This is a genomic window from Cryobacterium sp., from assembly GCF_026786305.1.
GTDB lineage: Bacteria > Actinomycetota > Actinomycetes > Actinomycetales > Microbacteriaceae > Cryobacterium.
The window spans coordinates 1-20602 of record NZ_JAJAYI010000010.1 but is presented as its reverse complement, the minus strand read 5'-3'; the positions used below and the strand labels follow the sequence as shown (position 1 = coordinate 20602).

Genomic DNA, 20602 nt, shown 5'->3' with positions numbered 1-20602 from the left:
CGGAAAGCCGCGGAGCTTCATTGCGCTGCGGGCGCCGACCGAACCACGTGACCACTGGCTTAGCTTAGGACAGCGCGCCTGTGGCCGCGGTACAGACGGGGCAGTAAGGTGGAATCACGTCGTCGACAAGGATCGGCGGCCGCTGCCCGAGTCGCAAAAACGGGCGCACGTCGCTTCCAGTTAATGACAGGCATACATTCGTGACTTTCTCGGAACTCAATATTGACCAGGACATGGTCGACTCCCTCGCCGCCAAGGGCATCCTCGAACCGTTTCCCATCCAGACCCAGACCATCCCCCTCGCCCTGGGCGGCCAAGACATCATCGGTCAGGCCAAAACCGGCACCGGCAAAACCTTCGGCTTCGGCCTTCCCGTCATTCAGCGCCTCGGCCTCGACCCCGAGCCCGGTGTACAGGCGCTCATCGTCGTTCCGACCCGCGAACTGTGCGTGCAGGTCTCCGAAGACCTCGAACTCGCTGCTGCGGGCCGCAACACCAAGATCGTCTCCATTTACGGCGGCAAGGCCTACGAGGGTCAGATCGAACAGCTTAAGGCCGGCGCGCAGATCGTCGTCGGTACCCCCGGCCGCCTGCTCGACCTCGCCAGCCAGCGTCTGCTCACTCTCGCCAACGTGCGCGAAATGGTGCTCGACGAAGCCGACAAGATGCTCGACCTCGGTTTTCTCTCCGACATCGAAAAACTCTTCGCGCAGACCCCGTCGACCCGCCACACCATGTTGTTCTCGGCGACGATGCCCGGACCGATCGTGGCCCTGGCACGCCGCTTCATGAATCGTCCGATTCACATTCGCGCGACCGACCCAGACGAAGGCCTCATGCAGGCCAACATCGAGCACCTCGTCTACCGCGCCCACAACATGGACAAGGACGAGGTCATCGGCCGCATCCTCATGGCCGAGGGCCGCGGCAAAACCATCATCTTCACCCGCACCAAGCGCGCCGCCGCGAAGCTCGTCGAAGAGCTCGGCGATCGCGGCTTCAACGCCACGGCCGTGCACGGCGACCTGAACCAGGAACAGCGCGAACGCGCCATGGCCAGCTTCAAGTCCGGCAAAAAAGAAATTCTCATCGCAACGAATGTCGCCGCTCGCGGCATCGACGTTGAAGACGTCACTCACGTGATCAACCACACCATTCCCGAAGACGAGAAGGCGTACCTGCACCGTGTCGGCCGCACCGGCCGCGCCGGTAAGACCGGTATCGCCGTAACTTTCGTCGACTGGGATGACCTGCACAAGTGGTCGCTCATCAACAAGGCACTCGACTTCGGCCAGCCGGAACCGATGGAAACCTACTCGTCGTCGCCGCACCTATACACCGACCTGAACATTCCGGCCGGATCCAAGGGCCGTCTGCGCGCAACCCCGGTGAAGGATGTCGTCGCTGGCGAGGGTCGCACCGGCGGCGCCGGCCGTTCCGGCGCGGCACGCTCCGGCGCCGGCAGCCGTTCTGAATTGAGTCGGTCCGGTGCTTCGCGGTCCGGACACTCCGAGGGCGGCCGCTCTGAGCGGGGCCGCTCCGAGGGGGGCCGTTCTGAGGGCAGCCGCGGTTCCGGCCGTGGAGATTCTGCGCGCGGCTCCGACCGCACGGCAACGAGCCCGGTAGCCACCGGGGCCGACGACGCTGGTCGGCCCACCCGCTCACGCACCCGCGTCGGTTCCAGCACCAACCCGGATGCCCCAGCCGCAACACCCGCAGCCGGCACACATGATGGTGGCGGAGCCGAGCACCACGACGGCAACAATGCCCCGCTTCGTCGTAGCCGCACCCGTCGTCGCTCGCCGCAGGCCGGCAGCGCCATCTGATAGCTGATCAGAACCATCCGCGCCCGGCACCCGGGCTGCCGCCGTTTCGGCCGCGGCGGTCTCGGGGCGGGCGCCGTTGTTTTCCCCGCGCAGTTCCCCGCGCAGTTCCCCGCGCAGTGCCGCGTGCGGCGCCGCGGCATCCACTGCCGAAAGAGTCAGCCATAGACGGGTTCCGAGCCGCGGCCCTCGATAATGATGCGCTCGAGCACCTCGGGGGCGGTCGTGTTCTCGCCGAGCCGGTTGGGTTTGCCGGTGCCGTGGTAGTCGCTTGAGCCGGTGACGAACAGGCCGAATTTGGCGGCGAGTTCGGAGAGTCGCGCGGTGGGTTCCGGCCGGTTCTCGCGGTGGCCCAGTTCGAGACCGAACAGTCCGGCCTCAACCAGGATCTTCAGCCGGGATTCCGCGACGACGTCCCGGACACCGCGCGTGGCGGGATGGGCGATGACCGACACTCCCCCGGCGGCCCGCACGAGCTCGATCGCCCGCAACGGGTCGGGCGCGTAGTGCGGCTGAAAGTAGCCGGCCTTCCAGTGCAGGATGTCGGCGAAGGCCGCACTGCGATTGAGGGCATGGCCGCGCGCCACGAGAGCGTCGGCGATGTGCGGCCGCCCCACGGTCGAATCGCGGGTGGTCTGGGCGAGCACGTCGTCCCAGCTGAGGTCATAGTCGGCGCCGATGCGGGCGACCATCTGCTCGGCCCGGGTGAGGCGTGCGGCGCGTACCCGGGTCATCTCCGCCAGCAGGGCCGAATCGGTCGGATCAAAGAGATATGCCAAAAGATGCACACTGGCATACTGCACCCGGGTGCTAAATTCCATTCCAGGAATAAGTGTGAGGTGTTCGGTGCGCGCAGCAGCGGATGCCTCGGCCCAACCGGCCGTCGAGTCGTGGTCGGTCAGGGCGATGGTGCCGAGCTTCGCCGCGGCCGCAGCGCGCACGAGTTCCGCGGGAGTCTCGGTACCATCCGACACGCTCGAGTGTGCATGCAGGTCGATCGGACCATGGAATTGCCGCGAGACTGCCATGTCCCCATGCTAGTTGGCCACCATCTGGCCGTTGGCCGCGGTGCCGATACCCGAGCGACTGGTCATTCCCCAGAATTCTGATCTAGGGTTCAGCACAATGTTCACACGACTTATCCGAGCGCTGATTCTGATCGGTGCGGCTGGTCTTCTGCTGGTCCTGACCTGGCCGCAGGCGTTCGGTCTGCACAACACTTGGGTCGTCGCCCACCTCGTGTCGTTCCGTGCGATCGCCGTGATCGGCGCGGTCGTGGGCATCGTTCTGCTCGGGCTACTGATGTTCATTCGCCCGTTGCGCCGAACCCTCGGCATGGCCATGGTGTTGCTCGTTTTGTTCGGTGTGGCCAATGTCGGCATTCTGGCCACCCGCGGTTTCACCGCCAGCACCGCGCAGGTGAGCACCGCGCAGGTGAGTACTGCGCAGGTCGGCAATGAAGCGAATACCGACTCCGTCACCGTGCTCAGCTGGAACACGCTCGGCGACGCTCCCGGCGCCGCGATCATCGCCGACCTCGCGGTGGCCCAGAACGTCGACGTCGTGACCCTGCCCGAGACCACGGAAGAGGCCGGCATTCTGATCGCCAAGGCGATGCGCGACGCCGGCCGCCCGATGTGGGTGCACACGCTCGCCTTCGATCTGGTGTCGAAGGCGCGGTCCACGACGCTGCTGATCAGCCCCGACCTCGGCGACTATGTCGTGAGCAATGCGGCGGGGTCCGGCCCTCCCGGCAATACCAACGTGCTGCCGACCGTCGTGGCCGAACCGGTGGACGGCCGCGGCCCGACCATTGTGGCCGTACACGCCGTTGCCCCGATTCAGTTTGAGATGTCGAACTGGCGCAGCGACCTCGACTGGCTCGCCACAAAGTGCCAGGGCGATAATGTGATCATGGCGGGTGATTTCAATTCCACGCTCGACCACATGGCCGGCCGCGCGGGCGGCGGCTCGAATGGCGGCTCGAATGGGGGCGCGGGCGCTGTGCTCGGTAACTGTGCGGATACCGCGTTGTCGGCCGGTGCGGCAGCCGTCGGCACCTGGCCCACCAGCATTCCCGCACCGCTCGGCAGCCCGATCGATCATGTCATGGCCACCCCGAACTGGCAGGTGACCGCGCTGCAGGTCATTGAGACGCTCGATGGCGCCGGCAGCGACCACCGCCCGATCGTGGCCACGCTCACCCCAGTCGCCTAGCATCCGCTGGTCGCAGCATCTGCACGAACCCGATCGGCCAGTGCCCAGAGTGCGGTGCGAGAATGGGGGAATGGCTGATAGCACTGCTCCCGCTCGTACTCCCGCCGCGCGCTCGAACGAGAACCGTTCGACGACACCGGGATCCACCGGTTTCAAATCGTTCATCTCGAGCGGATGGGCCGACCGTACCGACGTTCTGCCTCCGGCCCGCGACCAGGCGCCCTTCGCCGCCGCACGCCGCGCACGCCTCTCGGCGCAGTATCCGGGACAGCGCCTGATCATTCCGGCCGGCCGGTTGAAGCAGCGCTCCAACGACACCGATTACGCCTTCCGCGCCCACTCCGCCTTCGCCCACCTCTCCGGCTGGGGCAGCGACAGCGAACCCGGCGCCGTGCTCGTGCTCGAACCGATTGCCGCCGGCGGCCACGACGCGACCCTATACTTTCGAGAGCGTGCCGGCCGCGATTCCGACGAGTTCTACGCCAACCCCGACATCGGCGAATTCTGGATCGGCTCACGCCCCTCGGTCGCGCAGGTCGCCAGCGCCCTCGCCCTCGACGTACGCGGTATCGCCGACCTCGCGGCCGTGCTGCGCGCCGTCGACAGTGAAACGCTCGTGCTGCGTGAAGCCGACCCGACGTTCACCGAGCAAGTGGACGAAGCCCGCCTGCGTTTCGCCGCCGAACGCGTACTCGGCACTAACGCCACCGACTCTCCGTTCAGCATTGAGATCAACACCGAGCATGAGCCCGACGCGGCGTTGGCCCGCGACCTCTCCGAACTGCGCCTCGTGAAGGATGTCTGGGAGATTGCGCAGATGCGCCTGGCCGTCGCGGCCACTGCCCGCGGTTTCGACGATGTGATCTCTGATTTGCCCCGTTCGAGCGTGCACGCCCGCGGCGAACGCCTCGTTGAGGGAGTCTTCAACACCCGGGCCCGCAGCGACGGCAACACGGTCGGCTACGACACCATTGCGGCTTCCGGTCCGCACGCCTGCATTCTGCACTGGACTCGCAACGACGGCGTTGTCGCCCCCGGCGACCTTATTCTCATCGACGCCGGCGTGGAACTCGACAGCTACTACACCGCCGACATCACCCGCACCCTGCCTGTCAACGGCGTCTACGGCGAGGTGCAACGTCTGGTCTACGAAACCGTACGCGAAGCAGCGGATGCCGCCCTCGCCGTCGTTCGTCCCGGCGCGGTCTTTCGCGACGTGCACGCCGCGGCGATGACCGTCATAGCCCGGCGCACCGCTGAATGGGGCATGCTCCCGGTCACCGCTGAGGAAGCCCTGCAGCCGGAAAATGGTCAGCACCGCCGCTACATGGTGCACGGCACCAGCCACCACCTCGGCATTGACGTGCACGACTGCGCTCAAGCACGACGTGACATGTACATGGACGGGGTGCTCAAACCGGGCATGGTCTTCACCATCGAACCGGGGCTGTACTTTCAGCCAGACGACCTCACCGTTCCCGCCGAGTTCCGTGGCATCGGCGTGCGCATCGAAGACGATATCCTGGTGACGGAAACCGGTGCCGAGAACCTCTCCGCCGCCATACCGCGTACCGCCACCGAGGTCGAGGCCTGGATAGCCGCCGCCCAGCGCTAACGGGGCCGTTAGTCGGGGGCGGGAGGAACAACGCGGGGCTCAGCTTCGTTCAGACCGCCGAGCAGGTTACGGGCACGGTTCGCCAGTTCGGCGTCGACGATGAGCTGGTAGTTGCTCGCAATGACCTGCATGGTCGACGTGAAGTCACGCCGGCGCCGGTTGATGGCGTAGCTCGCGATGCCCAGCAGCATGCCGAACCCGGCACCCATGATGAGGGCTGCAGCCACGAACGGCAGGCTTGACCCGGTCGGTGAGAACAGAAAAAACAGAATTCCAAAAAAGATTCCGAGCCAGGCGCCGGATGCTGCCCCCGCGAGTGCGACCCGGCCGTAGGTGAGTTTGCCGGTCACCCGCTCAACACTCTTGAGGTCGTTGCCCACGATCGAGAGCTGCTTCACCGGAAAATCGGCCTTCGCGAGAATGTCGACCGCGGCCTGCGCGTCGGCATACGTGCTGTAGGTGGCGAGCACCTCCCCACGCGGCAACACGGGGGGCAACACCGGGCGGCGACGGGAGAAAAGGCTCTGGTTGCTCATAGCGCCATTCTTTCACGTCGACCCGGCTGCGCAGCTGATGGCTGTCTGGCGAAAATGACGAACCGTTCGTGCTGGGGAATTATTATCAGGCCAGTGGCCTACATTTGTCTTGTGAGTGCCACCAGAGTTTTTGTTGCCCGACTGGCCGGGTGCACCGTTTTCGACCCCGCGGGCGACCGCGTGGGCAAGGTGCGCGATGTTCTCGTGGTGTATCGAAAAAACGACCCGCCCAACGTCGTCGGTCTGATCGTGGAGATCCCGGGTAAACGACGCGTTTTTGTGTCGATCAACCGGGTCACCAGCATCGGTAGTGGCCAGATCATCACGACCGGTCTGATCAACGTGCGCCGTTACGAACAGCGCGGCGGCGAAGTGCGCGTCATCGCCGAATTGCTCGGCCGCAAGGTGCTCTTCACTGACGGCTCCGGTGAAGCGACCATCGAGGATGTCGCGATCAAGGAAGGCACCGAGGCCGACTGGGCGATCAGCCAGCTGTTTGTGCGCCGCCCCAAGACCAGCGCCTCGCCGTTCGTCAAGGGCGTCACGACTTTCGCCACCTGGGCTGAGGTGCGCGAGAAAGAAACCAAGGGGCAGGCTCAGTCCGCCGAGCACCTCATCGCGACCTATTCCGACCTCAAACCGGCTGACCTCGCCAATACCCTGCTGGACCTGCCGCGCGAGCGCATGTTCGAGGTGGCCGGTGAGCTGCCCGATGATCGTCTCGCCGATGTGCTCGAGGAAATGCCCGAAATCGACCAGGTCGGCATTCTGACCAGTCTCGGCGACGCCCGCGCCGCCGATGTGCTCGACCAGATGCAGCCCGATGACGCGGCCGACCTCATCGCCCAGCTACCCGAGGAGCGCGGCGAGCAGCTGCTCGATTTGATGGAGCCCGAAGAGGCCGAAGACGTGCGGTTTCTTCTCTCCTACGCCCCCGATACCGCCGGTGGGCTCATGACGACCGAGCCGATCATCGTCTCGGCCGATGCCACCGTCGCAGAGGGGCTTGCGCGCATCCGTCGTCACGACCTGGCGCCGGCCCTCGGCGCAGCGATCTGCGTCACCCTACCGCCCTACGAAGCGCCCACCGGTCGCTTTCTGGGTATGGTGCATTTTCAGCGGATGCTGCGCTACCCGCCCCACGAACGCCTCGGCACGTTGCTCGACGCCGGGCTGGACCCGGTGACCGCCGACACCTCGGCGGCTGAGGTCAGCCGCATTCTCGCGAGCTACGACCTCGTCTCGGTGCCCGTGGTCGACGAGAACTACCGACTGGTCGGGGTGGTGACGATTGATGACGTGCTCGACTACCTGCTGCCCGACGACTGGCGCAGCCACGACGGCAACGATGATGTGCGCCGCCGTGCCGCCGCCCGCAGCGAACTGAGAACCGGCAGCATTCCGCTGCCCGGAGCGCAAAGGACGTCTCGTGGCCCGCAATAACCGCGCCGACCTGCGCCTGGACGCGCCCAAGGGGCTGCGCACCAGCAACATCGTGGGTCTCGGCCGCAACGGCCACAGCCGTGACCAGTTCGGCCGTTTCACCGAGGCCATCGCCCGCGGCATGGGCACCCCGTGGTTTCTGCTCGGGCTCACCCTGTTCGCCGTCGCCTGGATCTCGTGGAACACGCTCGCCCCGGAGGCGTGGCGATTCGACTCCGTCGCGCTCGGGTTCATCGCGCTGACCCTCGTGCTGTCGATGCAGGCGTCTTATGCCGCGCCGATGATTCTGCTCGCGCAGAACCGGCAGGACGACCGCGACCGGGTGCAGTTCGAACAGGACCGGCAGCGGGCCGAACGTACCCTCGCCGACACCGAATATCTCGCCCGCGAGGTCGTGGCCCTGCGTATAGCCATCAAGGATATGGCCTCGAAGGATTTCATTCGCGCGGAACTGCGCGCGTTGCTCGAGCATTTAGACGAGCGCAGTCCGTCCGATGACGACCCTGAACAAAGCACCACGGAAAGCCGCCCACACGTATGAGTCCTGCTCCCCTGACCGACAGCATCCGCTCGAGAGTATTCACCGCTTTGGCCGGGGTGACCGATCCGGAGATTCGCAAGCCCATCACTGATCTCGACATGGTGTCGGGCGTGACGGTGACCGAGACGGGGCAGGTGACCGTCGGAATCCGCTTGACCATTGCCGGTTGTCCGGCCGCCCAGCGCATTGAGAGCGACGTTCTGGCCGCCGCCGAGTCGGTGTCGGGCGCAGGTCGCGCAAGCGTCGAGGTCGCGATCATGACGCGGGAGCAGCGCACCGCGCTCACCGAGAAGCTGCGCGGCGGCCAGGTGGAACGCAGCGTGCAGTTCGGTCCGGAATCCCTCACCCGGGTGTACGCGATCACGAGCGGCAAGGGCGGCGTGGGCAAGTCCACCGTCACCGCAAATCTGGCGGTCGCACTGGCCGGCGAGGGCCTCCGAGTGGGCATCGTCGACGCCGACGTACACGGCTTCAGCATTCCAGGCCTGCTCGGCCTCGTGCACGACGGGCTCGCGGTGAAGCCGACCCAGGTCGGAGACATGATCTTGCCGCCGATCGCGCACGACGTAAAGATCATCTCGATCGGCATGTTCATCGACGATGCGTCGGCCGCGGTCGCCTGGCGCGGACCGATGCTGCACCGCACCATCAAACAGTTTCTCACCGACGTGTATTTCGGCGACCTGGACGTTCTGCTGCTCGACCTGCCACCGGGCACCGGCGACGTCGCCATCACGGTCGGCCAGCTGCTGCCGCACGCCGAGGTCATCGTCGTGACCACCCCGCAGGCGGCGGCGGCGGATGTCGCTGAACGCAGCGGAATCGTGGCCCGGCAGACCGGGCAGAGCGTCTACGGCGTGATCGAGAACATGTCGGCGATGGTACAGCCCGACGGCAGCCTGCTCGAACTGTTCGGCTCGGGTGGCGGCGCTGAGGTGGCTCGGCGCTTGTCGCTGGGTCAGCCCGTCCCGGTTCCGGTGCTCGCACAGGTACCGCTGAGCGTACCGCTGCGCACAGGAGGAGATGCCGGGCTGCCCGTTGTGCTCGGCGCGCCCGACGACCCCGCCGCCCGCGCCATTCTGCGCCTGGCTCACAGCATGAAGACACGCGCCCGGGGCCTGGCCGGCCTCAGCCTCGGGCTCAGGCCTCGCTGACGCCTAATCCTTGGGCTTGATCAGCGTCGCCGCGTGGTCGGGAATCTGGTGGTTCTCTTCGCGCGGCGGCCGCTCATAGTCGGAGGCCGGCGGTCGCGGCGGAATGCGCACCTTGGGCGGGTCGAGCTTCTCGTACGGCACGAGCGAGAGCAGATGGCTGATCACGTTCAGGCGAGATGCCCGCTTGTCTTCGCTCTCCACCACCCACCAGGGTGCTTCGGCGATGTCGGTGTGCACGAACATCTCATCTTTCGCCTTGGAATAGTCAACCCATTTGGTGATCGACAGCACATCCGTTTCGGAGAGCTTCCAGCGCCGCATCGGGTCGTTCAGGCGGGAACGAAAACGTCGTTCCTGCTCCAGGTCCGACACCGAGAACCAGTACTTGACCAACAGAATTCCGTCTTCGACGAGCATCCGTTCGAATAGTGGCGCCTGGTGCAGAAAGCGGCGGTATTCATCGGAGGTGCAATAGCCCATGACCCGTTCGACGCCGGCCCGGTTGTACCAGGAGCGATCCATCAGGACGATCTCCCCGGTCGACGGCAGATGCTCGACGTAGCGTTGAAAATACCACTGGCCGCGCTGGCGTTCGGTGGGCATCGGCAGAGCCACGATGCGCGCAACGCGCGGGTTGAGGTACTCGGTGATGCGTTTGATCGTCGAGCCCTTGCCTGCGGCATCGCGGCCCTCGAAGATCACCACGACCCGGGTACCGGATGCCTTCACCCACTGTTGCATCGTGACCAGTTCGGCCTGCAGGCGGGCCAGTTCGGCCTCGTAGACCTTCTTCTTGACGCGCCGAAGCGTTGGCGGGCTTTGAGACATCGAGACTCCTTTGCGAACGAATGGTGTGCCTTACGTGGCCTCAGAATCGAACGGGGCCGGCTCGAGCGCGGCCAGAGCCGCTTCCCGGGCACGTTTGCGTTTCAGATAGGCGCCGTCGGGGTTGGGTTCGGCGCGGGAAATCGTCGCGGACTGTTCCTTGAATGGGTCTTCGTCGGCGAGGGCTTCCCGAATGATGCGGCGCGGGTCATACTGGCGCGGGTCCAGTTTTTTCCAGTCCAGATCGTCGAATTCCGGACCCATTTCGTCGCGCATGCGGTCTTTGGCACCGTTGGCCATATCGCGCAGCTGGCGCACAAGTCGAGCGAGTTGGGCGGCATAGTGCGGTAGCTTGTCGGGGCCGAGCAAGAAGACAGCGATGATCCCGATCAGAAGTATCTTCTCGAACGTCAGCCCAAACATGTCCTTAGAGTAACTGCCCGGCGAGGCATCCACAGACCACACGCGCCCCGGCCCTAGTCTTGACCTAATCATCTACTGGAGTTATTTGTGTCTGACATTGAATTGAACTGGAAATTTTCCGACGACTGTGTCGTGGAGTCCGAAGCCATCGCCCGAGCGCGCCAGCAATCCCTCGAGTTGGGAATCGATGCGATCGCCCCCTCCGTCGGGGCGCAGTCGGCCGTTGTGGCGGCCGCGACCGGGGCGCGCAGCATCCTGGAGGTGGGTACGGGTGCCGGAGTATCGGGCATCTGGCTGCTGACCGGAGCGCCCGGCGCAACCCTCACCTCGATCGATACCGAGGTCGACCACCTGCAGCACGCCAAGGCGAATTTCACCGAGGCAAAGATTCCGGCCAACCGGGTGCGCCTCATCACCGGCAAGGCCGGCGAAGTGCTCCCGCGCATGAATGAGAATTCTTACGACATTGTATTCATTGACGCCGACCCGCAGTCGGTCATCGAATACGTCGAGCACGGGCTGCGCCTGGCCCGTCCGGGCGGAACCGTGCTGGTCGCGCACGCCCTCTGGCGCGGCCGCGTGGCCGACCCGGCCCAGCGCGACGATGTCGCGACCGGGTTTCGTACGCTGCTGACCGAGATCGCCGCATCGAGCGCCGTGATCAGCGCCCTCTCGCCCGTCGGCGATGGTCTGCTGCAGATCACCAAGCTGCGCGCCTGAGGCGCCGTCACACACAAGAACGGCCGCGCAGTCACTGCGCGGCCGTTCCGCGTCTCACACGTCGTTCACGCCATCACGAGTTCACGCCAGCACGAGTTCACGCCGGCACGAGGCTATTTCACGGCCGCGACAACCCCGGCGAGTGCATCGTGAAGTTCCTTGGCCTCGGCGTCATTGACTGAGACCACGAGCCGACCCCCACCTTCGAGCGGTACACGCACGATGATCAGGCGCCCCTCTTTTACAGCCTCCATTGGACCGTCTCCGGTCCGTGGTTTCATGGCCGCCATGAACTCCCCTTCCATTCGTCTTTGTATCCCTATTATCGACTATCTCGGCCCGAGACGTAAATTCGGATCGGACTGGGTGTCAGATCTGGGGTTTGTGGCGGCTCTTTACGGCGGAGTCCAGTCGTACCCGTCCACGCCCCAGCAGATCAGCAGCCAGCCCCACTGGCCGGCCACGAAGAGCAGCACGATCGATACCCGGTAGATTCGGCTGCGCGGCAGCGCGGCCGCGCCGAGCAGCGGAAACAGCGGCATGAGCAGCCGAAACGTGCTGGACTGCGGAAAGAACACGGCGAGCAGGTACAGCCCGTAGCTGGTCAGCCACAGCCGAAGGTCGATGCCGAGCCGCCGCACCGCCGGCGTGAACAGCAGGAGCGCGAAGGCCAGAATAAGGGCGGTGACCACGACGACGCCCCACGGGTTGCCCAGCCACCAGACACCGCTCTGAAACCAGGCAGTGAAGGGCACGAGCTCCTGGTAGCCGATGTACGGTGCCCGCCAGGCCAGCTCTGTGTCGGTGTAGGCCCACAGGTCGCCGGTCGCCACCCAGGCGGCGACCGGCCAGGCAAGTCCCATCAGCGCGCTGAACAGGGCGACGGATGCCGCCAGCATCCGCTCTCGAACGGGAAACGGGTCGCGGGATCGCGTGACGAAGCGATGGATCACGTGCAGCCCGAGTGCGAGGGCGAAAGCGAGCCCGCTCGGCCGGGTCAGCGCCATCACCGCGATGACGGGGTAGAGCAGCCAGTAGCGGCGTTGGAGCAGCAGATAGAGCGCGAGGGTCAGAAAAAATAGGTACATCGATTCGGCGTAGGCGAACTGCAGAATCGGCGACAGCGGGGCAACGCAAAACAGCACGACCGCGAACAGGGCCGTGGCCGGTGACTGCACCCGCGCCATCAGGCGGTAGAACAGTAACGCGGTGCCGAGGCTGAACGCGACCGACACGAACACGGCCACCGGTGCCCACAAAGAGTCGGTCAGCTCCATGAGCAGCCGGACAACAACCGGGTAGCCCGGCATAAACGCCCAGGCGTTCTCGCCGATCTGCCCGGTATCGGTGATCGGCAGCACGCTCGGGTAGCCGCCGACGGCGACGATGTTGTACCAGCGGCCATCCCACATGGTCGCGAAATCGGTGTATTTCGGGCTCGCGCCGGTCCAGGCGTTGGGCCCTTGCACGCTCGCCAACACCAGCACGAGGCTCGTGGTGACCAGGCGCGACAGTGCCCAGACCACAAAGACCTTGCCCCACCACGGGGCCAGCCGGTAGCGCGCGTGCCAGGAGGCTGGCAGCCGGCGGGGCGGCGGTGTGCGGAGCATCCGCTCAGTCATCGGGCGTGTGAGTGTGGTTAGCGAACGGAAGGGCTCAGCCAGGCGCGCAGGCCGTTTTCGCAGGCCGTGATCTCGGCTACGGCCACGCGTTCGTCGTCGGCGTGCGCCTTGAGCGGGTCGCCGGGGCCATAGTTGACGGCCGGAACATCGAGGGCGGAGAAGCGGGCGACGTCGGTCCAGCCGTATTTGGGCGTGGCGACGCCGCCGACGGCGTTCAAAAAGTCTCGGGCGAGGGGGGCGTCGAGGCCGGGGCGGGCGCCCTCGGCGCGGTCCACGACGGTGAGCTCGTAGCCGGCGAACAGCTCGCGCAGGTGGATGACGGCGTCGTCGCCGCTGCGGCTCGGGGCGAATCGGTAGTTGACGTGCACCATGCATTCGTCGGGGATGATGTTGCCGGCGACGCCGCCGGTGATGCCGACCGCGTTCAGTCCTTCCCGGTAGACGAGGCCTTCGACCTCGACCTCGCGAGCCTGGTACTGGGCCAGAATGTTGAGTATCGGGGCGGCCTTGTGGATGGCGTTGTCGCCGACCCAGCTGCGCGCGGAGTGCGAGCGCAGGCCAAAGGTTCGAATTTCCACGCGCAGGTTGCCGTTGCAGCCGCCCTCGACCTGGCTCTTGGTCGGCTCGCCGAGAATGGCGAAATCGCCCGCGAACAGGTCGGGACGGTTGCGGGCCAGACGGCCAAGGCCGTTGAGGTCGTCAGAGACCTCTTCGTGGTCGTACCACATCCAGGTCACGTCGACTCCGGGGCTGCTCAGTTCGGCGGCGAGCTTCAGCTGCACAGCCACGCCGGCCTTCATATCGACGGTGCCGCGGCCCCAGAGGTACTCGGTGCCATCGATGGTCTCGTAGCGGGTGGGCAGGTTGCCGTTGAGCGGCACGGTGTCGATATGCCCGGCGATGACGACGCGCTGCGCGCGGCCCAGGTTCGTGCGGGCGACGACGGTGTCGCCGTCGCGAATGATCTCGAGATGGTCGAACCCGTCAAGGGCGGCGACGATCGCGTCGGCGAGGGCGGTCTCATTGCCCGAGACCGACTCCATGTCGCAGATTTGCCTGGTCAGTTCGATTGACGTGGCCGTGAGGTCAAGCACGGTGAGTTTCGCGGGAGTGGACGGAGCCGGAGTCGTAGAAGTCACCCTACTAATCTAGAGGTATGCCCCCCGTTGTTTCCGAAAACGCCCTTGCTGACGCGACACCGACCCAGGCCTGGGGGTATGGTCTAGCGACCGTTGCCACCGCCGACGGCACCGTGCTCGACACCTGGTTTCCGTCCCCGGCGCTCGGCGCGCTGCCGACCGGCCGCGATCGCTGGATTGTTCCGGCCGAGCTCAGCGAAGCGACCGGCGATGATGCCCGCCGTGCGGTGCGCCTCGAGGCCGTCACTGTGGAGATCAGGCTCGACACCGCACCGGCGAGCACGTCGGATGCCTACCTGCGGCTGCACCTGCTGTCCCACCTGCTCGTTCTGCCAAACAGCATCAACCTCGACGCCATCTTCGCGCACCTGCCGACGGTGGTCTGGACCAACGCCGGCCCCATCCGGCCAGTCGACTTCGCGCGCCTGCGTGCGACCCTACAGCGCGCCGGCATTCAGGCCAGCGGCGTCGACAAGTTTCCGCCACTGCTCGACTACGTCGTGCCGGCCGGCGTGAGAATAGCGGATGCCTCCCGGGTACGGCTTGGCGCCCACCTCGCCCCCGGCACCACCGTGATGCACGAAGGCTTCGTCAATTTCAACGCCGGAACCCTCGGCTCCTCGATGGTCGAGGGCCGTATCTCGCAGGGTGTCGTGGTCGGTGACGGCGCCGATATCGGTGGCGGTGCATCCATTATGGGCACTCTGTCTGGGGGCGGCACCCAGCGCATCTCGATCGGCGCCCGCGCCCTGCTCGGCGCTAACTCCGGTGTGGGTATCGCCATCGGTGAGGACAGCGTTGTGGAGGCCGGGCTCTACGTCACGGCCGGCACCAAGGTTGTTCTGGTCGGCGAACCGGTCACAGCAGACGGCACCCGGCCCACGGTGAAAGCGGTCGAACTCTCGGGCGTGCCGAACCTGCTGTTCCGACGCAACTCCATCTCGGGCGCTGTCGAGGTGCTCGCACGCACGGGCAGCGGCATCACCCTGAACGCCGCGCTGCACGTGTAGTACCTCGTGCCCAGCGGATGTCGGCGGGTTCCGCTAGCATCCGAGAAGCGGCATCCACTCGGGTAGCCCACCACACGAGGGAGTGCTGTGGGCACCGACGCACCACGCAGTACGGGCCACCGTCGCGTTCGGCGCGTGATGATTGCGCTCGGGGTCGTGGCCAGCCTCGTCCTGGTCGCTGCCGGGCTCGGCGTCTGGACGGTCACGCGGTCGTTTCCCACTCTGTCGGGCACCGTCGACATCACGGGTCTGTCGAGCGCGGTGACCGTGACCCGCGACGAGGCCGGAATTCCTCAGATCACGGCGAAGACCGCGGCCGACCTGTTTCTGGCCGAGGGCTACGTGCACGCCCAGGACCGCTTCTGGGAGATGGACTTTCGCCGTCACGTCACGAGCGGCCGCCTATCGGAACTGTTCGGAGAAAGCCAGGTCGGCACCGACACATTCGTGCGCACGCTGGGCTGGCGGGCCGTCGCCGAGCAAGAAGTAGCCCTGCTCGACCCGGTAACCCTCGGCTATTACCAGTCCTACGCCGACGGTGTGAACGCCTATCTCGACACCCATCAGGGCGCGGACCTGTCTCTCGAATATGCCGTACTCGGCTTCCAGAACTCAGGCTATGAGGTCGCACCGTGGACCCCGGCCGACTCGGTTGCGTGGTTGAAGGCCATGGCCTGGGACCTGCGTTCCAACCTTGACGACGAGATTGACCGGGCGCTGCTCTCGACCACTCTCACCCCCGCCGAGGTGAACCAGCTGCACCCCGACTTTCCGGTCGGCCAGCACCCCACCATCACCGGCAGCCAGGCCGTGACCGTGCCGTCGGCCGGGGCGCCGGCCGATGCCGCGCCGGGCACAGATTCGACGGATGTCCCTGCTGCGCAGGAGCCCGCTGATGTCAGCTCCTACGCTGGAGCCCTCTCGGAACTGCGCGCACACCTCGGGTCGGTGCCGGAGCTTCTCGGGCCGGCGGGCGGCGAGATCGGCTCCAATTCCTGGGTGGTCTCCGGCGCATTGACCGACACCGGCATGCCCCTGCTGGCCAATGACCCGCACCTCGGGCCAGCGCTACCGTCGGTCTGGTATCAGGTGGGGCTGCGCTGCCAGTCGATCACCGTGGACTGTCCGTTCGACGTCGCCGGGTACAGCTTCTCGGGTATGCCCGGCATCATCATTGGTCACAACGAGCGCATCGCCTGGGGCTTGACCAACCTCGGGCCCGACGTCGCTGACCTCTACATCGAGAAGGTCACCGGCGACAGCTACGAATTCGACGGTGTGGCCAAGCCCCTGCTGCTGCGGGACGAAAAGATTTCCGTCGCTGGCGGTGACGACGTGAAAATCGAGATTCGTGCCACCGAACGTGGTCCGCTCCTGAGCGGTTTCGAAGGCACCGCATACCCCCAGATCGCGAGCGACTTTCCCACAGCGGCCGGGCTACCAACTCCCGCTCCGCCCATCGACGGCGCTGAACCGACCACCTATGAGCTGTCGTTGCAGTGGACGGCGCTGACCCCGGGGCGAACAGCATCCGCTATTTTCGCTCTGAACCAGGCGACCGACTGGACCAGTTTTCGGGCCGCGGCCGCCCTGTTCGAGGTGCCGGCGCAGAATCTGACCTATGCCGACATCGACGGAAATATCGGCTATCAGGCGCCCGGCCTCATTCCTATTCGGGCCAGCGGCAACGGAACGCTCCCTGTGCCGGGCTGGACCAGCCAGTACGGCTGGACGGGGTACATTCCCTTTGACGCCCTGCCGAGCACGTTCAATCCGCCGAGCGGGTACATCGTCACGGCCAATAACGCGGCCGCCGACGCAAGTTATCCCTATCTGCTGACCGCGGATTGGGATCTGGGCTACCGGGCGAACCAGATCACGGCTCGGCTGCAAGAACTCATCGCCGCGAAAACCCCGTTGACCAGCCGGTTGATGAGTGAGATTCAGGGGGACAATTACAGTGCCATTGCCGCATCTCTCGTTCCTGCCTTGCAGCAGGTGAGGCTCAGCGGCAACGCCGCCCAGGCTCAGAGGCTGCTCGACGGGTGGGACTACCACGTCGATGCGGACAGTGCGGCGGCTGCGTACTTCAACGTGATCTGGCGCACGCTGCTCACAGACATGTTCACCGGCAAGATCGATGCGGGCGCAGCCCTCACCGGCGGTGACCGCGCGTTCTCCGTGGTCACCAGCCTGCTCGATCAGCCGAACTCCCCGTGGTGGTCGAACCCCGCCTACGGCACAGTCGGCGAGGACAGCATGTTGCGACGGGTGATGACGGACGCCGCAGCGGAGGCCGCCGACCTGATGGGCTCAAACCCCACAGACTGGCGGTGGGGCAGCATCCACACGCTCGAGCTCAAGAATGCCAGCTTCGGCGAGTCGGGGATCGCGCCGCTGGAGTGGCTGTTCAACCGGGGGCCCTATGAGCTCGCCGGAGGCTCGGCCGTCGTGAACGCGGTCGGCTGGGATGCCACGCGGGGCTACCAGGTGGACTGGGTACCGTCGATGCGGCAGGTGGTCAGCCTCGACAACTTCGACGACTCCACCTGGATCAACCTCACCGGGGCATCCGGTCACGCCTTCCACACCAACTACACCGACCAGGCCCCGCTCTGGCGGGACCACGAGAGTCGCCCGTGGCTCTTCACTCCGGCCGCCATCAACGCAGACGCGAGCAACACGCTGACCCTCGATCCTTCCTCGTAGGTCATGAGGAGGGTTTGCTGGGAGGGGACCGTCTAGCGGAGCGGGTAGTCGCGGGCCGGGGAGCCCACGTAGAGCTGCTGCGGGCGGCCGATCTTGGTGGCCGGATCCTCGTTCATCTCACGCCAGTGCGCGACCCAGCCGGGTAGACGGCCGATCGCGAACAAGACGGTGAACATACGCGTCGGAAAGCCCATCGCCTTGTAGATGACGCCGGTATAGAAGTCGACGTTGGGGTACAGTCGACGTTCCTTGAAGTAATCGTCGCTCAGCGCGATGTGCTCGAGCTCCTGAGCGATGTCGAGTAGGTCGTCCTTGACGCCGAGAGCGGCGAGCACCTCGTGGGCGCTCTCCTTGACCAGGGTGGCGCGCGGGTCGTAGTTCTTGTAGACCCGGTGGCCAAAGCCCATGAGCTTCACACCCTGCTCTTTGTTCTTGACGCGTTCGACGTACTTTTCGACGCCCTGACCGGATGCCTGAATCTCGCCGAGCATCGACAGCACGGCTTCGTTGGCACCGCCATGCAGCGGGCCGAACAGGGCGTTGATGCCGGACGAGACCGACGCGAACAGGTTGGCCTCGGTCGAACCGACCAGACGCACGGTTGAGGTGGACGCGTTCTGCTCGTGGTCTTCGTGCAGCATGAGAAGGCGCTCAAGGGCCCTGCTGACGACCGGGTTGACCTCGTAGGGCTCGGCCATGTTGCCGAAGTTGAGCATAAGAAAGTTGTCGACGAAGCTCAAGGAGTTGTCGGGGTAGAGAAAAGCCTGACCGATGCTTTTCTTGTGCGCGTAGGCGGCCATGACCGGCAACTTGGCCAGCAGGCGAATGGTCGAAATCTCGACCTGCTCCGGGTCTTTCGGGTCGAGCGAGTCCTGGTAGAACGTCGACAGGGCCGAGACGCCGGAGGCGAGCACGCTCATCGGGTGTGCCTTGTGCGGCAGGGAATCAAAGAATCGGCGCATGTCTTCGTGCAACAGCGTGTGGTGGCGGATGCGATCGTCAAAGTTGGCGAGTTCACTCGCGCTGGGCAGCTCGCCGTAGATGAGCAGCCAGGCCGTCTCAAGAAAGTTAGAGTTCTGGGCGATCTGCTCGATCGGATACCCGCGATAGCGCAGGATGCCGGCATCGCCGTCGATGTAGGTGATCGCGGAGCGTGTCGCCGCCGTGTTCACGAAACCGTAGTCCAACGTGGTGAGGCCGGTCTTCTTGGTCAGGGTGGAGATGTCGATGCTCGACACGCCGTCCACGCTGGTCAGGATCGGGAACTCTGCGCTCCCGCCGGGGAAAGTCAGGGTGACCTTGTTGGGGTCAGCGCTCATCGGTTCGCCGGATGTTGTGTGCTGCGCGACGTCGGTCACGGAGCCTCCTCGGGTATCACTGCTGGATGAAATGTGGCGACGCGTCACCGAGACGGCCAGTGGTGAAACCGCTGTGGTCGACTCTGTCGCGACTACAGCCTAATCCGCCCGAACGCCTACTGTTGCATCAGCCAAGACTTCGGGCGGTTCGTTGGTGATAGTCCACAGGGCCTATTCCGCACTCGGGGAAACCGTCAGGAACGCAGGCGTGCAGCGGCCGCAGCGATGCGCTCATCGGTCGCGGTGAGCGAGAAGCGCACATGCTCCGGGTAGATATCGCCGTAGAACTGCCCCGGACCGGCCAGAATACCCAGGGCGGCCAGTCGTTCAATGGATTCCCACGCGGGTCGCCCCTCGGTCGCCCAGAGGTAGAGCCCGGCCTCGCTGCGATCGATCCGAAAGCCGGCCCGTTCCAGAGCCGGTCGCAGTGTCTCACGGCGGGCCCGGTAGCGCTCCTTCTGCACGGCCACGTGCTCGTCGTCTTCGAGGGCGGCTATCATGGCCGCCTGAAGCGGTGCCGGGAGCATGAGCCCGGCGTGCTTGCGCACGGTCAGCAGTCGCTCGAGCACGCCGCTGCAGCCGGCGGCAAAGGCCGACCGGTACCCCGCCATGTTGGATTGTTTGCTGAGCGAGTAGATCGCCACGATCTTGCGTCGGTCTCCCTCAATCACCCGGGGGTCGAGGATGCTCGGGATCGGCTCAGCATTCCACGGGGCGTCCCAACCGAGCTCGGCGTAGCATTCGTCGCCGACGATGACCGCATCGAGTTCTCGAGCGCGGGCAACGGCGGCGCGCAGCTCGTCAACGGACAGCACCCGGCCATCCGGGTTGCCCGGGCTGTTGAGCCAGATCAGTTTGGTCGAATCGGGCCAGTCCGCCGGATCATCGGAGGCCACGGCCGTGGCGCCGGCGATAGCGGCGCCGATCGCGTAGGTCGGGTATGCGGCGCGCGGGTGCACGACCACGTCACCCTCGCCGAGGCCGAGCATGAACGGCATGAGCGCGACGAGTTCCTTGGAACCGATCGTGGGCAACACGTTCTTGGGTTGCAGGCCGGTGACACCGCGGCGCCGGGCATACCAGGCGATGATCGCCAGCTGCAGGGCGGGCGTACCGACGGTTTGCGGGTAGGCGTGGGCATCCGTTGCCGCGCGGAGCGCTTGCTGCACCACGTCGGGCGTGGCATCGACCGGCGAACCGATCGACAGGTCGACGATGCCGTCGGCGTGCTGCCGGGCCTGCGTGGCAAAGGGGACCATCTGGTCCCAGGGGTAGTCCGGAAGCGGCTTCAGCACGAAAATCGCTTAGTACTGAACCTGCGGCGGTAGCACGGAGATGACGGGGTGGTCTTTGGCGAGTACGCCGATCTTGGCGGCGCCGCCCGGGGATCCGAGGTCGTCGAAGAATTCGACGTTGGCCTTGTAGTAGTCGGCCCACTGTTCGGGCAGGTCGTCTTCGTAGTAGATG

The 20602-nt window shown here is 65.7% G+C and carries 18 protein-coding genes and 1 pseudogene; 9 read left to right on the top strand and 10 right to left on the bottom strand.

Going from position 1 to position 20602, the window contains the following annotated elements; genetic code table 11:
- The first annotated feature begins 200 nt into the window (after positions 1–200).
- Complete coding sequence (locus LH475_RS00900; RefSeq protein WP_297412652.1) at positions 201–1826, top strand: DEAD/DEAH box helicase; 1626 nt, start codon at positions 201–203, stop codon at positions 1824–1826.
- Positions 1827–1981: 155 nt separating this feature from the next.
- Here the strand turns inward: LH475_RS00900 and LH475_RS00895 are convergent, their stop codons facing one another.
- Positions 1982–2851, bottom strand: coding sequence for a PHP domain-containing protein (locus tag LH475_RS00895; protein WP_297412651.1), 870 nt, complete (start codon positions 2849–2851; stop codon positions 1982–1984).
- A gap of 97 nt (positions 2852–2948) precedes the next feature.
- On the opposite strand from LH475_RS00895, the gene LH475_RS00890 reads away from it, so the two are divergent.
- Both LH475_RS00890 and LH475_RS00885 read left to right on the top strand, forming a co-directional pair.
- On the top strand, positions 2949–4040 hold the full coding sequence (locus LH475_RS00890) for an endonuclease/exonuclease/phosphatase family protein (protein ID WP_196843297.1): 1092 nt from the start codon (positions 2949–2951) through the stop codon (positions 4038–4040).
- Between the two features lie 70 nt (positions 4041–4110).
- Entirely contained in the window at positions 4111–5655 is a 1545-nt protein-coding gene (locus LH475_RS00885) for an aminopeptidase P family protein (RefSeq protein ID WP_297412650.1), read from the top strand.
- A gap of 8 nt (positions 5656–5663) precedes the next feature.
- Here LH475_RS00885 and LH475_RS00880 read toward each other — a convergent pair whose 3' ends face one another.
- On the bottom strand, positions 5664–6191 hold the full coding sequence (locus LH475_RS00880; protein WP_196843295.1) for a general stress protein: 528 nt from the start codon (positions 6189–6191) through the stop codon (positions 5664–5666).
- Positions 6192–6302: 111 nt separating this feature from the next.
- On the opposite strand from LH475_RS00880, the gene LH475_RS00875 reads away from it, so the two are divergent.
- Genes LH475_RS00875 through LH475_RS00865 form a run of 3 tightly spaced genes read left to right on the top strand, consistent with a single transcriptional unit; the run spans position 6303 to position 9329 of the window.
- Positions 6303–7634 carry a CBS domain-containing protein gene (locus LH475_RS00875; RefSeq protein WP_196843294.1) on the top strand — a complete coding sequence of 444 codons (1332 nt, stop codon included), beginning with the start codon at positions 6303–6305 and terminating at the stop codon, positions 7632–7634.
- Positions 7621–8175 carry a DUF1003 domain-containing protein gene (locus LH475_RS00870; protein WP_196843293.1) on the top strand — a complete coding sequence of 185 codons (555 nt, stop codon included), beginning with the start codon at positions 7621–7623 and terminating at the stop codon, positions 8173–8175. Before LH475_RS00875 ends, LH475_RS00870 begins: the two co-directional genes overlap by 14 nt.
- Positions 8172–9329 carry an Mrp/NBP35 family ATP-binding protein gene (locus LH475_RS00865; RefSeq protein ID WP_196843292.1) on the top strand — a complete coding sequence of 386 codons (1158 nt, stop codon included), beginning with the start codon at positions 8172–8174 and terminating at the stop codon, positions 9327–9329. Before LH475_RS00870 ends, LH475_RS00865 begins: the two co-directional genes overlap by 4 nt.
- 3 nt (positions 9330–9332) lie before the next feature.
- Here LH475_RS00865 and ppk2 read toward each other — a convergent pair whose 3' ends face one another.
- Positions 9333–10157 (bottom strand): polyphosphate kinase 2, encoded by an 825-nt coding sequence (gene ppk2 / locus LH475_RS00860; protein WP_297412649.1) that lies wholly within the window; start codon positions 10155–10157, stop codon positions 9333–9335.
- Between the two features lie 30 nt (positions 10158–10187).
- Entirely contained in the window at positions 10188–10577 is a 390-nt protein-coding gene (locus LH475_RS00855; protein WP_196843290.1) for a sec-independent translocase, read from the bottom strand.
- An 87-nt stretch (positions 10578–10664) separates the two neighbouring features.
- Between LH475_RS00855 and LH475_RS00850 the strand changes: the two genes are divergently transcribed.
- Positions 10665–11297, top strand: a complete 633-nt coding sequence (locus LH475_RS00850; RefSeq protein WP_196843289.1) for an O-methyltransferase — start codon at positions 10665–10667, stop codon at positions 11295–11297.
- 113 nt (positions 11298–11410) lie between these two features.
- On the opposite strand, the gene LH475_RS00845 is transcribed toward LH475_RS00850, so the two are convergent.
- The 3 genes from LH475_RS00845 to dapE all read right to left on the bottom strand — a co-directional run bounded on the left by LH475_RS00845 (position 11411) and on the right by dapE (position 14058).
- Positions 11411–11587, bottom strand: coding sequence for a DUF3117 domain-containing protein (locus tag LH475_RS00845; RefSeq protein ID WP_104084115.1), 177 nt, complete (start codon positions 11585–11587; stop codon positions 11411–11413).
- A 105-nt stretch (positions 11588–11692) separates the two neighbouring features.
- Positions 11693–12907 carry a mannosyltransferase family protein gene (locus tag LH475_RS00840; RefSeq protein WP_297412648.1) on the bottom strand — a complete coding sequence of 405 codons (1215 nt, stop codon included), beginning with the start codon at positions 12905–12907 and terminating at the stop codon, positions 11693–11695.
- A gap of 29 nt (positions 12908–12936) precedes the next feature.
- Complete coding sequence (dapE, locus tag LH475_RS00835) at positions 12937–14058, bottom strand: succinyl-diaminopimelate desuccinylase (protein ID WP_297412646.1); 1122 nt, start codon at positions 14056–14058, stop codon at positions 12937–12939.
- 17 nt (positions 14059–14075) lie between these two features.
- On the opposite strand from dapE, the gene dapD reads away from it, so the two are divergent.
- Together dapD and LH475_RS00825 are read left to right on the top strand one after the other, a co-directional pair.
- Positions 14076–15068 (top strand): 2,3,4,5-tetrahydropyridine-2,6-dicarboxylate N-succinyltransferase, encoded by a 993-nt coding sequence (gene dapD, locus LH475_RS00830; protein ID WP_196843287.1) that lies wholly within the window; start codon positions 14076–14078, stop codon positions 15066–15068.
- A 138-nt stretch (positions 15069–15206) separates the two neighbouring features.
- Positions 15207–17777, top strand: coding sequence for a penicillin acylase family protein (locus LH475_RS00825; protein ID WP_297412660.1), 2571 nt, complete (start codon positions 15207–15209; stop codon positions 17775–17777).
- Between the two features lie 32 nt (positions 17778–17809).
- On the opposite strand, the gene LH475_RS00820 is transcribed toward LH475_RS00825, so the two are convergent.
- From LH475_RS00820 to LH475_RS00810, 3 genes and pseudogenes are all read right to left on the bottom strand, one after another.
- Entirely contained in the window at positions 17810–19096 is a 1287-nt protein-coding gene (locus LH475_RS00820; protein WP_297412659.1) for a citrate synthase, read from the bottom strand.
- 233 nt (positions 19097–19329) lie between these two features.
- Positions 19330–20394, bottom strand: a complete 1065-nt coding sequence (gene dapC, locus LH475_RS00815) for a succinyldiaminopimelate transaminase (RefSeq protein WP_297412658.1) — start codon at positions 20392–20394, stop codon at positions 19330–19332.
- 45 nt (positions 20395–20439) lie between these two features.
- Positions 20440–20602: pseudogene (locus tag LH475_RS00810) on the bottom strand (ferredoxin); the annotation flags it as partial.

Bases quoted from the DNA above. Each gene is read 5' to 3' on its own strand.
- LH475_RS00895 (WP_297412651.1), bottom strand. From the start codon at position 2,851: ATGGCAGTCTCGCGGCAATTCCATGGTCCGATCGACCTGCATGCACAC.
- LH475_RS00890 (WP_196843297.1), top strand. From the start codon at position 2,949: ATGTTCACACGACTTATCCGAGCGCTGATTCTGATCGGTGCGGCTGGT.
- LH475_RS00885 (WP_297412650.1), top strand. From the start codon at position 4,111: ATGGCTGATAGCACTGCTCCCGCTCGTACTCCCGCCGCGCGCTCGAAC.
- LH475_RS00880 (WP_196843295.1), bottom strand. From the start codon at position 6,191: ATGAGCAACCAGAGCCTTTTCTCCCGTCGCCGCCCGGTGTTGCCCCCC.
- LH475_RS00865 (WP_196843292.1), top strand. From the start codon at position 8,172: ATGAGTCCTGCTCCCCTGACCGACAGCATCCGCTCGAGAGTATTCACC.
- ppk2 (WP_297412649.1), bottom strand. From the start codon at position 10,157: ATGTCTCAAAGCCCGCCAACGCTTCGGCGCGTCAAGAAGAAGGTCTAC.
- LH475_RS00855 (WP_196843290.1), bottom strand. From the start codon at position 10,577: ATGTTTGGGCTGACGTTCGAGAAGATACTTCTGATCGGGATCATCGCT.
- LH475_RS00845 (WP_104084115.1), bottom strand. From the start codon at position 11,587: ATGGCGGCCATGAAACCACGGACCGGAGACGGTCCAATGGAGGCTGTA.
- LH475_RS00840 (WP_297412648.1), bottom strand. From the start codon at position 12,907: ATGCTCCGCACACCGCCGCCCCGCCGGCTGCCAGCCTCCTGGCACGCG.
- dapD (WP_196843287.1), top strand. From the start codon at position 14,076: ATGCCCCCCGTTGTTTCCGAAAACGCCCTTGCTGACGCGACACCGACC.
- LH475_RS00825 (WP_297412660.1), top strand. From the start codon at position 15,207: ATGATTGCGCTCGGGGTCGTGGCCAGCCTCGTCCTGGTCGCTGCCGGG.
- LH475_RS00820 (WP_297412659.1), bottom strand. From the start codon at position 19,096: ATGAGCGCTGACCCCAACAAGGTCACCCTGACTTTCCCCGGCGGGAGC.
- dapC (WP_297412658.1), bottom strand. From the start codon at position 20,394: ATGGTCCCCTTTGCCACGCAGGCCCGGCAGCACGCCGACGGCATCGTC.